This window comes from Campylobacter concisus (assembly GCF_902460595.1).
Lineage (GTDB): Bacteria > Campylobacterota > Campylobacteria > Campylobacterales > Campylobacteraceae > Campylobacter_A > Campylobacter_A concisus_BL.
Map to the genome: position 1 here is coordinate 39,693 of NZ_CABPVA010000003.1, position 13,971 is coordinate 53,663.

The following is a 13,971-nucleotide window of genomic DNA, read 5'->3' on the forward strand; positions in this document are numbered from 1 at the left end:
ATAAACATGATTATTATCTTAATAGGGAGTATTATGCCAATATATAAAATAACTCAACAGCAGGGTAATAGAGTTATTACCTCCACGCTTGAAGCTAAAAGTGTGCCTGATTTGATAGCTTTTTTAACCGCCGTTTCTACTGCTGAAATCAAGTATATTTATAAGGTTGAGTTTGAAACTCAAAAAACAAATTTTCCACCTGATGACTTCAATTATAACAAGCAGTTTAAAGCTTTTGTTTCTAATAAAAATCGTATGTGTAAGCAAATTTTACTTCATAACGTTAAAAAGACTAAAAACGAAAATGAATTATCCACGCTTATAAAAACACATCTTGAAGTTGGTGGTTTAGCTGTTAAAGGGGTTTCTTGTTCTTTATTTATGGATAAGTAAAAATTAATCTTGCTTATCTATAATTACATTAATTCTATTTTTTAGAAAAAAAGGACTATTATGCTTAATAAATTTTTTTTATTATGTTTGTTTTTTAGTCTTTCTTTCTCTAGCTCAAGATTTGATAATTTTAAAAAGGCTTTTATGGATATAAGTTCTTCTGAAGCCGCTTTTGTTCTTTGTCGCAATTATTCTTATCTTGAAACAGTTTCTTGCAATGGTTATCCTCCTATTGTCGATAATGATAATTGTGTTGTCGAATATGTTTTATTTAATGATACTAATGCTTTACGTGAAGCCGAAACTTATCTTGATAAACAGTTTTGTTCGGTAGATTTTTTAAGAGCTTTTCTTTTCTCTAAAGCTACTCTTATAGCTAAATTTTATAATTCTAATGGTTCTTTGCAAAAAACTAAACGTTATAATCAGTATAACCGCCCAGCTTGCACCTTATTAAGATAAATTTATTCTCGTTTCTGTCTTCTATTCAAACACGGCATCACCACCGCTCTGCGGTGTGTGCCGTGTTTCCCCTTTCTTCCCCCTAAGCCTGCTTTTTATCTTTTGGTCTTTACCCTTTACCGATCCTTTTCCCTGCTTAATTGATTTCGTTTGCGTTGTGGCGTTAGTTTTCTGCTAATGGCTTGAAAGAACTTCAAATTTATAGTTTCTTTTTAGCTAGCTAACGCCACGCAAACACATCGCGGACGAAAACCGCTAGCGGTTTGAGCGTCGCTGAAGCGTCCGCTTAATATATTCTTAATTATTTAACTTCTTCTTTTCTGCTTAATATTCTCTTGTTTAAAACGTTTTAACAAAAAAAACAAATCGAAAAAGTCTAAATGACGAGAAAGGATATAAAAAGAATGTTAAGACAACAAATTGACGGACTTTATTCAAAAAGTCTTGTTTTTTCAACTGGTAGCGACGAAAGTGCTTTGATCCCACTTCTTGCGGGCAAAGTAGAAACATATTCGTCTTTTTTTGAAGGTGGTACGGCTGTAAGCGTTACTCCAAATCCATTAAATCGCAAAAGTGTTATCGTTGGTGCAAAAACTCCAACAGGTAGAGTTTCAACTATGATAACTATTCCACACGTTAAGCAAAGTTATATGTATCAAAATTTTGTAGCAGATTTTAAAAACAATCTTAATGCTAGTTTTGATGATACGACTAAATGCGATTACGTTACTTTGAAATTTGATAGGCTATAAGGAGTAAAAAATGGCTGAAAAGGTTTTAATTAAAAATACAATAAATGGCAGAACTTATAGTTTTTCTCTTCCTTGCTCTGGTGCTGAAAGTCAAACTTTTTGCGATAACGCTCTTGAAGGTACTTATCATATTCTTTACAGAGATGCCGAGCAAGGTAATTCAAATGAGCCTAGTGTTATTGAATACACTATTACTGGTAAAAATCAAGCAGGTCATAAGGCTACATTTAGCTTTTATTCAAAACCTAGCATCGATGAAGCTCAGGTAAAAACGGCTCTTGCTGGTAAAACATTTAACGGCGTCAAATTTGATGATATTTATATCATTGGCGCAAGAACTGTTAAATAATGTTTTCTCTTTTAAATCTTAGCTCTCTACTTAGTAGGGGGCTAATTATTCACATTTTCGCTTATTCAACTTTAGTTTTATATATATTTTTTCTTAGAAGTAGCATTAATGATCTTGAAATTGAAGCAACTAAATTAAAAGCTGATCTAGCTGTTGAAAAGCTTAATACTCAAAACGCTTTTTTAATCATTGATAATCAAAATTCTAAAATCGAGCAATTAAAAATCGATAGTGAAAAACTTTCTTTAAAAAATAGCTCACTAAGTCAAGAATTAAATAAACGTTTCAATGAAATTAAATTACCTAGCAATAGTGATTATTGTGAAAAAATGAAGTTTTATGATAATTTGCTTTTGGAGCTCAACAATGACTACTATAAGAAATAAAATTTACTTTTTTATCTTTCTCTCTTATATTGTGTTATTTGTTGGCTGTTCTGCTAAAACTCCGCAAACTACTATCCAAAAGGTCTATATTCCTATAAAGTGTGACGTAAAGCTTCCTAAAAAGCCTTTGTTTAATCCAGCTGATCCAGACAGCTTAAAGGGACTTATAATTTATTATATTCAGATAGAAAATTTATTAAAAGGATGTATAAATGGATAATTTTAATAAAGATGATGATTATTTAATCGTTGTTTTTATTATAGGCTTTATTGCTTCTATTCTAAATTTAGATCACGTCGATTTTAAAAAGACAAAGTATAAAATTCTTTCATTGCTTTTTAGTTCTCTTAGCTCTATGTTTCTTTGCTGGATAAGCTATGAAATATTTTTTTATTTTTTAAATACTTTTAAGGTTTCTCTTGCTCTTAGTGGCTTCGTTTCTTGGCGTGGCACTGAGTGGATAAATTCGATAATTGATAGAGCTATTAATAAAAAACTTGAAAAGGAGTAAAAATATGACACTTGGCGAAAATCAAGAAGCGTTCATGCGTGACGTTGAAAAACTTTTGATTTATCTTCATATTAACGGCTATTCTGTAAGGGGTGGCGAACTTGAAAGGACACAAGCCCAGCAAGAAATATACTATAATACTGGCAAAAGCAAGACGATGCAATCAAATCATTTAAAACGTTGTGCTATTGATCTTCATATTTTTAAAAATGGCGAATGGCTTCAATCTAAGCAAGACTTGCAAGAAATAGGCAATTACTGGGAGAGCCTAAATAGTCTTAATCGTTGGGGTGGCAATTTTACTTCTTTTTTTGATACACCACATTTTGAAAGAAATTGTTAAATGTTCTTGACATTTATCTTAAAATCTAAGGCTGAAAAATGGCTTTTATTTGCTTAAGCTAAAGCTTTCATCTATCAGGTCAAAAACGGTTTTTTGTGAGATTTTGGAGTTTAAATTTACGCTTATCCAGTACTTTTTATTCATGTGATATGCTTTAAAAATTTGCCTCTCGTCAACTAGCACCATGGCTAGATCAGGGCTACATTTTAGATTTAAAACCTCGATAATCTCGTCACTTTCAAGACCAAGCTTGCTAGCGCTTAGCTGCATAAGTAGCGCAAACCACTTATTGTTATTCTTGTGACGAAAGACACTAAATTTTGGATATTTTGGAAAAATTTGCTCACCCAAAATGTCAAATTTCTCTTTTATATATTTTTCAATCTCACTTCGTTTCAAATTTCACTCCGAAATAAAATTATTATTTTATTTAAATCCCCTGTCTGCTTGCAGTTACGAGGCGAAGCACGAGTAAAAACCTCTCGCACGTTAGAGATTGCTGTGCTTCACACAGGTTTAGTGATTTGTAAATTTTAAAATTTCATGAGCGAGCAATTTCGGCTCTAAATTTTGAGCTAAGCTGTAAGCGAAGCCAAAATTTAGTAGTCAATTCTTGTGAGCGAATGAAAGTTTTTAAATTTACTAATAAAAAACAAAATTTTAAACTCTGCACCGATAAATTTGGAGGCTAGCATCGCCCACTTAAGTCAATAGTAAGACAAACTGCCTCCAAATTTAGCACGAGTAAATTTAGATATTCTCCCCAGCTATCATGCCAAATGTTAAGCAGTCAAGTATCGCGCAGCTACCAAGCCTGCTAGCTCCGTGCGTGCCGCCAGTGATCTCACCAGCAGCGTAAAGTCCCTTGATCGGCTCATCGTCGATGTTTAGCACCTGAGCCTTGTTGTTTATCTTCACGCCGCCCATTGTGTGGTGAAGCTTTGGAGCGCCACGCATAGCGTAAAATGGAGCTTGTGAGATGGTGATGCCATCAGTTAGCTTGATTGGCTTGTCAAAATCCTCATCCTTGCCTTTTTTAACAAATTCGTTGTATCTCTCAACCGTTTTTTCTAGCTCACCAGCTGGCATTTTGTAGTGTTTAGCAAGGTCTGCTAGCGTGTCAAATTTCATTATGACGCCGTTTTTCATAGGATTTGCAAGGTCGCTCTCGACTAGCTTTGCAGCAGCTACTGAGTCGCATAAATTTATAGGATAGCTGTCGTTTTTAGCATCAATGATCCTAAACATAGCATCAGCTCTTATCTTGCGATCAGCTAGCTCGTTCATATAGCGTTTACCGGTCTTTGGATCGACTGAGATGCCGTATCTAAAGGCAGCTTGTGAGGCAAATTTACTTGTGATGCCGTTGCCTTTTTCGTCAGGGCATTTATATGGGATGTATTGTATCCAGCCGATTTGAACAGGCAAAGCACCTATTTTTAGGGCTGAGATCAAAGCTCCAGCAGTCGCTCCTGGGTGGTTTGTGGTGTCAAATTCAGGCACAGCGCGTGGGTCTTGAAGCTTTCTAAAAAATTTATCACTACAAAAGCCGCCGCTTGCTAGCACGACGCCTTTTTTAGCCTTTATAAATTTACGCTCGCCGCTTTTGTTCTCTTTGTCATCGCTAAATAGATTTTTATCAAATTTATAGTCATTTCGCACCGCAACGCCTACTATTGCGCCATTTTCATCGGTTACAAACTCATCAAATTTGCACCTTGTCCTAAGCTCGCAGCCTTGTAAATTTTTAAATGTCTCAGCTAGAGGCTGAACTATGCCAGAGCCGCTTGTGTTTTCGGTGTAATAAGTCCTTGGCACGCTGTGTCCGCCCTCAAGAAGTAGCTTGTCTAGGTATTTTGCGCCGTGTTTTACGGTGAAGTTAAAAGTATCAACCGCTCTATCAGCAAGGATGCCAAGAAGCTCCACGTGGTTTAGCCCAAGTCCAGCTTTGACGCAGTCTGAGATGAAAAGCTCTTTTGAGTCTTTGACTCCGTTTTTCTTTTGAAGCTCGCTGTTTGGCACGGCAAAAATTCCGCCATTTATTACAGAGTTGCCGCCAACTCGCCCCATTTTTTCTAAGATAAGAACCTTGTTGCCTCGCTCATTTGCCTTGATGCCAGCTGCAAGGCCAGCAAAACCACTACCTATGATAACGACATCCCACTCCTCGTCAAATTTGACATCTTTATCTCTAAAGACAGGCATATCGCTCGCATAAACTCCGCTTGCAGCAAGAGCCGAAACAGCACCAAATTTTATGAAATCACGTCTAGAAACTTTACTCATAGCGTCTCCTTTTTAGTATTACGCCAAAGCCTGTAAATTTTAAATTTACACCTTAGTTTTAACCCTTTGTGATTACTAAAATTATAGGATTATTTATGATAAAGATTACTTAAAATTATTTATTTTACATTAAGATTACAGTAGTAGCGAGCTTAAATTTTGCCTTTACAAAAGCACTCATTTTCGTGATCATCGATGACGCCAACGCCTTGTAAAAACGAGTAGATGATCACAGCACCTACAAATTTAAAGCCACGCTTTTTCATATCTTTTGAGATGCACTTTGAGAGCTCACTGCTTGCTGGCATGTCCTTAGCACTTTTTATGTTATTTATCACGCGCTTGCCATTTGTAAATTTATAGATGTAGTTATAAAACGAGCCAAACTCGGCACAAAGCTCTAAAAAAGTCTTGGCATTTTTTGGCAGAGAGTAAATTTTAAGGCGGTTTTTGATCGCTCTATCATCGCTTAAAAGGCTTTGAAGCTTTGCCTCGTCATAGCTAGCGATCTTTTTTGCATCAAAGCTGTCTAAAATTTGAGCAAGCCCAGCTCTTTTTCGTAGCACATAGTCCCAGCTAAGGCCTGCTTGAAAGCCCTCTAAAATGAGCATTTCAAAAAATTTCTTATCATCTTTGACCGCCCTGCCCCACTCACAGTCGTGATAGCTCTTGCTAAACTCGCTCTTTTTGGCCCAGGCGCAGCGCTTCATCTTTTAAATTTAGCCTCTATCTGCATAAAGCCCCAAGTGCTTCTAGCCTCGCTAAGTTCCTTTTTACTAAGCTCATCGATCATCATCTCTTCATTTTTGCCAAGCCTGTTCTTAACCTCGCCAAATGGGCTAATAAGCATCGAGTCGCCGTAAAAACTCCACTGCTCATCCTCGCTCTTGTGGCTCCCCACGCGATTTACACGAAGCACATAAACGTTGTTTGTAAAAGCTTTAACCTTTAAAAGCTCCTCCCAGCGCGCCTGCGAAAAAAACGTGCAAGCCGTTGGGACAAGCACGATATCGACCTTTTTAGCGCTCATATACGCCCAGCACACGTCAAAGTGTGCCTCGAAGCCAAACATAACTCCAACTTTAAATTTATCGTATGTAAAGATGGGCAAATTTAGCTCTTCGCTTGCGTTGCTAAAAAACTTCGCCTCGTTCCAGTGCGCGTAAGGCATGAGGATCTGCTGATCGTATAGCTTTACTTGTGTTTGGCTAAATTTGGCTAGGCTTTTAAATATCTCCTTGCCTTTTAAATTTATGATAGGTGCGATGATGTTTAGATCATACTTTTTTGCCATCGCAAATAGTGCCTCTTTTTTGCGCTCGCTCTGCTCTTTTATGAGGCTTTTTGGCATGGTGGCAAGCTCTTTAAAGAAGCTATTTAGCACGTATTCGCCAAGGACAACCAGCCTTGCGTTTTCGTCCGCGCAAATTTTAAGGTAATAATCAAGCCTCGCCTCGCTTAAGGGCTGCGTTGGTAGCTGAAGGGCGCAAATTTTACTCATCATCCACCTGCTTTATGCTAAGTTTTGCGTTTTCTAAAATTTCTCTTGCCTCGTTTAAGAGCTTTTTGCCCTGCTCGTGCAGCTTTATGCTGTTTTCTAAGCTCACATCATCTTTGTTTAGATCGTTTAAAATTTTATCAGCAAGGGCTAATTTCTCTTCAAAACTTTGCTCTTTTTGCTCCATTTTCTATCCTTTTAATATATTTTTTATATATCCATCAAATTTTTCTATCTCGACCAAAAAGGCGTCGTGGCCGTAGTTGCTATCTATCTCTATAAAATTTGTCTTTGCGCCTCTGCCCATTTCGCAAAGTGCATCATAAATTTCTCTCATGCAGCTTGGCGGAAAGAGTAGATCACCTTTGAAAGCGACTAGATGCAAATTTGCTTTGATCGGCGCAAGGGCGTCTTTTAGGCTATCGTAGTGCCTTGTGCAGTCAAAGATATTCATCATCTTTACGATATATAGGTAGCTTAGTGGGTCAAACCTCTTTGGGAAGTTATAGCCGTTATACTCCATGTAGCGATCTACCTGAAAATGTCCAAAAAGATCGTAAAGGCCGTCAGTTTCGACGTAGCTCCGTCCAAATTTTTTATCCATGCTATCAGGGCTTAAGAAGCTGATGTGCCCTGCCATCCTGCCGTAAGCCATGCCTTTTAGTCCATTTTTTCTTATAAATTCTGCGTCGTATTCGCCGTTTTTGAAATTTTCATCGTTTAAAATGGCTTCGATGGCGATTTTATTAAACGCTATCGCCCAAGGCTTCGTCTGATAGGTGCTTGCAAGCATTATGATATCTTGCGCAAATTCTGGAAACTCGATAGCGTAGCAAAGTGCCTGCATACCGCCAAGACTACCGCCTATCACGGCTCTTGCCCTTGTGATGCCAAGCTCGCTAAATAGCCTCATCTGCGCCTTTACCACGTCACTTATGGCAAGGACTGGGAAATTTAGCCTATACTCTTTGCCGCTACTTCTATCCACGCTTAGCGGCGAAGTCGAGCCAAAGCATGAGCCTAAGATATTTACGCAAATAACGTAAAATTTATCCGTATCGACCGCCTTTTTGCTGCCTATTAGCCCGTCCCACCAGCCAGCTTTCTCATCGCCTGCGTATGTGCCAGCAGCGTGGTGTGAGCCAGTTAGGGCGTGACAGATCACGATAACGTTGCTTTTATCAGCATTTAGCGTGCCGTAAGTCTCATAAATAAGCTTGAAATTTGATAGCATACGGCCACTCTCAAGATAGAGTGGCTCGTTAAATTTAATAGTTCTAGTTTGCAGGTCTAACACTAATTAACTTTGTAGTTTGGTGCCTCATGAGTGATAACTACGTCGTGGACGTGGCTCTCTTTTAGTCCTGCGCTTGTTATCTCGACAAATTCAGCTCTTTCTTGAAGAGTTGGGATATCTTTTGCGCCAACATAGCCCATAGCGCTTCTTAGGCCGCCTATTAGCTGATGTATCACATCTTTTATGCTTCCAGCAAATGGCACACGGCCTTCGATGCCTTCAGGCACCAGCTTGTCTTGAGCGGTGCCCTCTTGGAAGTAGCGATCCGAGCTGCCCTTTGTCATAGCGCCTATTGAGCCCATGCCACGATATACTTTGTACTGGCGACCTTGGAATGTTATAAGCTCACCCGGGCTCTCTTCGCAACCTGCAAGTAAGCTACCTGCCATAACGCAAGCTGCACCTGCTGCAAGGGCTTTTGCCACGTCGCCTGAGTATTTTAGTCCGCCGTCAGCGATAACTGGGATGCCATATTTCGCTGCTTCGCTTGCGCAGTCATCGATAGCTGAAATTTGAGGCACACCAACGCCAGCAACGATCCTTGTGGTACAAATAGAACCTGGTCCGATGCCCACTTTTATGCCGTCTGCTCCTGCTTCTGCTAGGTCTTTTACGGCTGCTGGATTTGCGATATTACCAGCTATGACATCGACTTTAAAATTTGCTTTTACCTCTTTTAAAGTGTCGATGATGCCCTTTGAGTGGCCGTGAGCTGAGTCTATGACGATGACATCTACGCCAGCATCAACAAGTGCTTTAGCGCGGTCTATCTGACCCACGCCAATAGCCGCAGCCACGCGAAGTCTGCCGTAGCTATCTTTGTTTGCGTTTGGATACTCTTTGCGTTTTTTTAGATCTTTTATGGTGATAAGGCCGTCAAGTCTGCCGTCTTTATCGACGATAGGTAGCTTCTCAACTCTGTTTTGAGAGAAAATTTTCTCCGCATCATCAAGCGTGCAGCCCTTTGGTGCGGTTATAAGCGGTGCTTTTGTCATGCGGTCTTTTACCAAAGTGCTCATATTTGTTTCAAATCTCAAATCGCGGTTTGTTAAAATTCCTATTAGTTTGCGGTCTTTGTCGATGACTGGAACGCCTGAAATATGAAGATCTGACATAAGGCTTAGAGCTTCAGCCACGGTCGCTTCTGGATTTATAAAAATAGGATCGATGATGACGCCACTTTCGCTTTTTTTGACGCGTTTGACCTCTTTTGCTTGGCTTTCGACGTCCATATTTTTGTGGATAACACCGATACCGCCGAGCCTTGCCATCATGATAGCAGTTCTATGCTCAGTCACCGTATCCATCGCAGCAGAGACGATCGGGATATTTAGCGTGACGTTTTTGCTGATCCTGGTTTTTACATCAACTTGCTTTGGCAAAATTTCAGAGTATTGCGGCACAAGAAGCACATCCTCAAATGTTAAAGCTCTCTTTACTATCTTCATATTTTTATCCTTTTATTGAATTTTCTAGGCTCTTAGCACCATTTATCAAGGTCTGTTCGTCCCACGCTTTTGCGATGAGCTGGGCGCTCACGTTTAAATTTTGATCATCTTTGCCAACTGGCACAGAGATAGCTGGTAGGCCTGCTAGATTTACGCTGATCGTGTAGATGTCACTTAGATAGGCTTGAAGCGGATCGCTGTGTGCTCCAAATTTATAAGCTGTGCTTGGGGCAACTGGCATGAAGATGAGATCATTTTCTTCTAAAATTTTCTCATACTGAGCTTTTATATGCGCTCTTGCTTTTTGCGCTTTGATGTAATAAGCGTCGTAATATCCGCTACTTAGCACAAATGTACCAAGCAAAATTCTTCTTTTTACCTCTTCGCCAAAGCCTTCTGAGCGTGAATTTACATATAGCTCTTTTAAATTTCTAGCATCTGCGCGTCTGCCATATCTCACGCCATCGTAGCGGCTTAAATTTGCGCTTGCCTCTGCGGTTGCGATGATGTAGTAGGCAGCGACGTCATATTTTGAGTCTTCAAAATTTGTGTAAGTTACGCTGTGGCCGTGCGATTTTAGCTTTTCGATGGCTAAATTTAAAGCGACTTTTGTCTGCTCGCTTGCGTTTTCTACGTAGTTTTTGATGACGCAAATTTTTAGTTTTTTGTTGCCATCTATCTTGTCGCTAACGCTCACAAATGGCACATCTGCGCTCGTGCTATCTTTTGGATCGTGTCCAGCGATCGCGTCATATAAAATGGCTGCGTCTTCTACGTTTTGAGCGATAGGTCCTATCTGATCAAGGCTGCTTGAGTAGGCGCCAAGGCCGTATCTGCTCACTCTGCCATAAGTTGGCTTAAGCCCCACACATCCGCAAAATGCCGCTGGCTGGCGGATCGAGCCACCAGTGTCGCTACCAAGTGCTGCTACTGCGAGGCCGGCTGCGACTGCTGCTGCTGAGCCACCGCTACTGCCACCTGGGACGTGAGCGTGATTTAGTGGGTTTAGTGTTTTGCCGTAAAATGAGCTCTCAGTCGTGCTTCCCATCGCAAATTCGTCCATATTTGTGCGGCCAAATGGAGCTAAATTTTTGCTAAGTAGCTTCTCGATAACGGTTGCGTTGTAAGGCGCTACGTAGCCTTGTAAAATTTTAGAAGCACAAGTGACGCTCCAGCCTTTTACTTGAATGTTGTCTTTTATAGCGATAGGCACGCCCTCGCCTAGTTTTGCGATCTCTAAATTTGCTAGCTGCTCGACATAAGCGCCAAGCTCTTTTTCTTTTATGATCTTCGCCTCAAGCTCGGCTCTTAAATTTTTTATCTCTTCAGCTGAAAATTTCAAAGCTTCTTTTAAAGTTACCACTATTTTTATCCTTTAAATTTATTAACCAAAAATATGCCAAACAAGCTAACAACGACCACCGCAGCGATCGTTGCTATTATGATAGTTGCGCTTACTGGCTCACTTAGCACTTATGACCTCTTCACATCTTGGGCATAGCGCGTCTTCTTTGCTAGCGTTAAATTTCCAGCATCTTGGGCATTTGTGAAGGTTGCTTGCTATGATCTTAAATTTATCGCCCTCTAGCTCAAACTCGGCTAATGGCTCGCTATCATCATAAGGCCTAACTGAGCTTACCATATAAAGATCAGCCACTTCGCGCTCGTCGTAGCTTGTGATGTTGTGATTTGTAGTCTCCAAGCTTAGCTCTAGAGTTGATTTTATCTTTTTCTCTTTTTTGAGAACGTCCACGATCTCGTTAAATTTCTCCCTGCTGGCAAAAAGTAGCTCATCTTCAAAGCTAAGGTCAAATTTGATTGGCTCATAGACTAGGTCAAACGCGTCTTTTGCCTCGCCTTTGATGATCTTTGGAGCGTAGTCCATCACCTCATCAACGGTGTAAGTAAGCGTTGGAGCGATGAGTGGGAGCAATGTCTTTGTGATGATCGCCATTGCGCTTTGAGCTGATCTTCTTCTTGGGGCGTCTTTTGCGTCGCAGTAAAGTCTATCTTTGCAAACATCAAGATATACGCCGCTAAGATCGGCTGAAAGGAAATTTAAAAGGATATTAAAGCCCTTTGAAAAGTCGTAGTTTTTAAAGCAAGCGCTCGCCTCGTCAAAGACCTTTTTGGCGCGTGCTAGTATCCATTTATCAAGGATATTAAACTCTGTATTCAGGCTCTCAAGGTCATTTACGTTTGCTAGTAAAAAGCGGATCGTGTTGCGGATTTTGCGGTATTGCTCGCTTATTTGTTTTAATATATCTTCGCTTATTTTTAGATCACTTGAATAATCACTCATACCAACCCAAAGGCGTAAAATTTCGACGCCGTGAGTTTTAGCCACATCTTGTGGAGCGATAACGTTGCCCTTACTTTTACTCATCTTCTCGCCTTTGGCATCGACGGTAAAGCCGTGAGTTAGTATGCTCTCATAAGGTGCGTGAGAATTTACAGCTGTGCTTACTAAAAGCGAGCTTTGAAACCAGCCTCTGTGCTGATCTGAACCCTCTAAATACATACTTGAAGGGTATTTGCCAGCGTCGTACTCATCGCTTTGCAAGACCGCATGCCATGTCGAGCCGCTATCAAACCATACGTCAAGGATATCCATCACTTTTTCTAAATTTTCAGCTTTGTATTTTGAGCCTTTTAGTAAAAGCTCGTCTATGCTTAGCGCCCACCACGCATCAGCGCCTTTTTCTTTAAAGATGCCTGCGATGTGGTCTAAAATTTCACTATCAAATATAACTTCTTTTGTCGCTTTGTCTCTGAAAAACGCGATCGGCACGCCCCAGTCACGCTGACGAGAGATACACCAGTCTGGGCGATTTTCTATCATCGAGCCTATTCTTTTTATGCCCACGCTTGGGTAAAATTTAACCTTTTCAAGCTCTTTTAGCGCTGTTTGTCTAAGCGTTTTGCCGCCTAGTTTTGCCTCGTCCATAGCTATAAACCACTGCTTTGTCGCTCTATAAATGACAGGCTTGTGCGTTCTCCAGCAAAATGGATAAGAGTGTCTAAATTTAGAGACGCTAAGTAAATTTTTGCCAAGTAACTCTAAAATTTTCTCATTTGCTTTAAAGATGTGCATACCGATAAACTCGTCTACCACGTCACTTCTAAATAGCCCGTAATGTTTTATGCTCTCATCGTAGCAACCACCGTCATCAACTGGCATCAAAATTTCACTAAAACCATACTTCAAACATACGTAGTAGTCGTCTTCGCCGTGACCTGGAGCTGTATGAACAAGTCCAGTACCGCCGTCCATCATTACGTGGTCGCCTAGTAAAAATCGTGACTTTCTGCCATTTAGTGGATTTATCGCGTGAGTGTTTTCAAGCAGGCTTGATTTAAACTCTTTTTTGATCTCACCCTTGCTTAGACCACTCTGCACAACGCTTTCAAGTAGTGGCTTTGCAAAGATCAAATTTTCAGCTGTTAGGACGTAAATTTCATCTGGATTTAGGCTTATAGCTTGATTTGCTGGAAGTGTCCAAGGCGTAGTCGTCCAGATGACAGCGCTTGCCTCTTTTACGCCAAGCTTTTCTAGTGCGTCGCTATCAAGACCAAAGGCTACATATATTGAGTAGTCCTCTTTTTCCTCGTACTCGACCTCGGCTTCAGCTAGCGCTGATCTAGCCGCCCAGCTCCAATAAACTGGCTTGCTTCTCTCTACTAAAAGCCCCTTTTTAGCGATCTCGCAAAGCGCTTTGTAGATGTCAGCTTCAAACTCAAATTTCATCGTCATGTATGGATTTTCAAAGTCGCCGATGATGCCAAGGCTTTTAAATTCATTTCGCTGAATGTCTATAAATTCTCTCGCGTGCTGCCTGCAAAGCTCCCTGATCTCAACCTTGCTAAGCTCTTTTTTCTTATCGCCAAGCTTTACTTCGACTTGCTGCTCGATAGGCAAACCGTGGCAGTCCCAGCCTGGCACGTAGCGGACGTTTTCGCCGTAAAAATAGTGCGTTTTTGTGATGATATCTTTTAAAATTTTATTTAACGCGTGGCCGATGTGTAGGTGTCCGTTTGCATACGGAGGGCCGTCGTGGATGTTGAAGTTTTTAACCGCATTTTGGCGGTTTTTCTTCATTTTTTCATAAACCTTGCGCTCTTCGTACCATGATTTTAGTCTTTGTGGTTCATTTTGTGGGAGATTTCCGCGCATCGGGAAATTTGTCTCTGGGAGTAAAAGTGTCTCTTTGTAGTCCATTTTTTACCTTGATTTTAAAATTTGCT

The 13,971-nt window shown here is 40.4% G+C and carries 16 protein-coding genes; 7 read left to right on the top strand and 9 right to left on the bottom strand.

Features of this window, described 5'->3' with window-relative positions; translation table 11 throughout:
- The 7 genes from F3G86_RS06395 to F3G86_RS06430 form a co-directional block, all read left to right on the top strand.
- Nucleotides 1-393, top strand: a 393-nt coding sequence (locus F3G86_RS06395) for a hypothetical protein (RefSeq protein WP_223228569.1), incomplete at its 5' end; no start/stop codon positions are given.
- A gap of 60 nt (nt 394-453) precedes the next feature.
- Nucleotides 454-855, top strand: coding sequence for a hypothetical protein (locus F3G86_RS06400; RefSeq protein ID WP_149723356.1), 402 nt, complete (start codon nt 454-456; stop codon nt 853-855).
- A gap of 404 nt (nt 856-1,259) precedes the next feature.
- The gene (locus F3G86_RS06405; protein WP_103643947.1) at nt 1,260-1,607 is read left to right on the top strand and encodes a hypothetical protein; all 348 of its coding nucleotides are present in this window, start codon (nt 1,260-1,262) and stop codon (nt 1,605-1,607) included.
- Between the two features lie 10 nt (nt 1,608-1,617).
- Nucleotides 1,618-1,956 carry a hypothetical protein gene (locus F3G86_RS06410; RefSeq protein WP_148806279.1) on the top strand — a complete coding sequence of 113 codons (339 nt, stop codon included), beginning with the start codon at nt 1,618-1,620 and terminating at the stop codon, nt 1,954-1,956.
- Nucleotides 1,956-2,342, top strand: coding sequence for a hypothetical protein (locus tag F3G86_RS06415; protein WP_149723357.1), 387 nt, complete (start codon nt 1,956-1,958; stop codon nt 2,340-2,342). The genes F3G86_RS06410 and F3G86_RS06415 overlap by 1 nt, the downstream gene beginning before the upstream one ends.
- Nucleotides 2,343-2,554: 212 nt before the next feature.
- Complete coding sequence (locus F3G86_RS06425; protein WP_149723359.1) at nt 2,555-2,854, top strand: hypothetical protein; 300 nt, start codon at nt 2,555-2,557, stop codon at nt 2,852-2,854.
- 4 nt (nt 2,855-2,858) lie between these two features.
- Complete coding sequence (locus tag F3G86_RS06430) at nt 2,859-3,197, top strand: M15 family metallopeptidase (RefSeq protein ID WP_149723360.1); 339 nt, start codon at nt 2,859-2,861, stop codon at nt 3,195-3,197.
- A 45-nt stretch (nt 3,198-3,242) separates the two neighbouring features.
- Here F3G86_RS06430 and F3G86_RS06435 read toward each other — a convergent pair whose 3' ends face one another.
- The 9 genes from F3G86_RS06435 to ileS all read right to left on the bottom strand — a co-directional run bounded on the left by F3G86_RS06435 (nt 3,243) and on the right by ileS (nt 13,945).
- The gene (locus F3G86_RS06435; RefSeq protein WP_149723361.1) at nt 3,243-3,596 is read right to left on the bottom strand and encodes an MmcQ/YjbR family DNA-binding protein; all 354 of its coding nucleotides are present in this window, start codon (nt 3,594-3,596) and stop codon (nt 3,243-3,245) included.
- A gap of 351 nt (nt 3,597-3,947) precedes the next feature.
- Nucleotides 3,948-5,483: a flavocytochrome c gene (locus tag F3G86_RS06440; protein WP_149723362.1), complete on the bottom strand. Its 1,536-nt coding sequence runs from the start codon at nt 5,481-5,483 to the stop codon at nt 3,948-3,950.
- A gap of 152 nt (nt 5,484-5,635) precedes the next feature.
- Complete coding sequence (locus tag F3G86_RS06445; RefSeq protein ID WP_149723363.1) at nt 5,636-6,193, bottom strand: DNA-3-methyladenine glycosylase I; 558 nt, start codon at nt 6,191-6,193, stop codon at nt 5,636-5,638.
- Entirely contained in the window at nt 6,190-6,984 is a 795-nt protein-coding gene (locus F3G86_RS06450) for a carbon-nitrogen hydrolase family protein (RefSeq protein WP_149723452.1), read from the bottom strand. Before F3G86_RS06450 ends, F3G86_RS06445 begins: the two co-directional genes overlap by 4 nt.
- Nucleotides 6,977-7,168, bottom strand: coding sequence for an exodeoxyribonuclease VII small subunit (gene xseB / locus F3G86_RS06455; RefSeq protein ID WP_004317712.1), 192 nt, complete (start codon nt 7,166-7,168; stop codon nt 6,977-6,979). Before xseB ends, F3G86_RS06450 begins: the two co-directional genes overlap by 8 nt.
- A gap of 3 nt (nt 7,169-7,171) precedes the next feature.
- Nucleotides 7,172-8,278, bottom strand: coding sequence for a homoserine O-acetyltransferase MetX (gene metX, locus F3G86_RS06460; RefSeq protein ID WP_149723364.1), 1,107 nt, complete (start codon nt 8,276-8,278; stop codon nt 7,172-7,174).
- Nucleotides 8,278-9,726 carry an IMP dehydrogenase gene (guaB, locus tag F3G86_RS06465; RefSeq protein WP_103644816.1) on the bottom strand — a complete coding sequence of 483 codons (1,449 nt, stop codon included), beginning with the start codon at nt 9,724-9,726 and terminating at the stop codon, nt 8,278-8,280. Before guaB ends, metX begins: the two co-directional genes overlap by 1 nt.
- A gap of 4 nt (nt 9,727-9,730) precedes the next feature.
- Nucleotides 9,731-11,089, bottom strand: coding sequence for an Asp-tRNA(Asn)/Glu-tRNA(Gln) amidotransferase subunit GatA (gatA, locus tag F3G86_RS06470; RefSeq protein WP_149723365.1), 1,359 nt, complete (start codon nt 11,087-11,089; stop codon nt 9,731-9,733).
- Nucleotides 11,090-11,188: 99 nt separating this feature from the next.
- Complete coding sequence (gene ileS / locus F3G86_RS06475) at nt 11,189-13,945, bottom strand: isoleucine--tRNA ligase (protein WP_149723366.1); 2,757 nt, start codon at nt 13,943-13,945, stop codon at nt 11,189-11,191.
- Nucleotides 13,946-13,971: the final 26 nt, after the last annotated feature.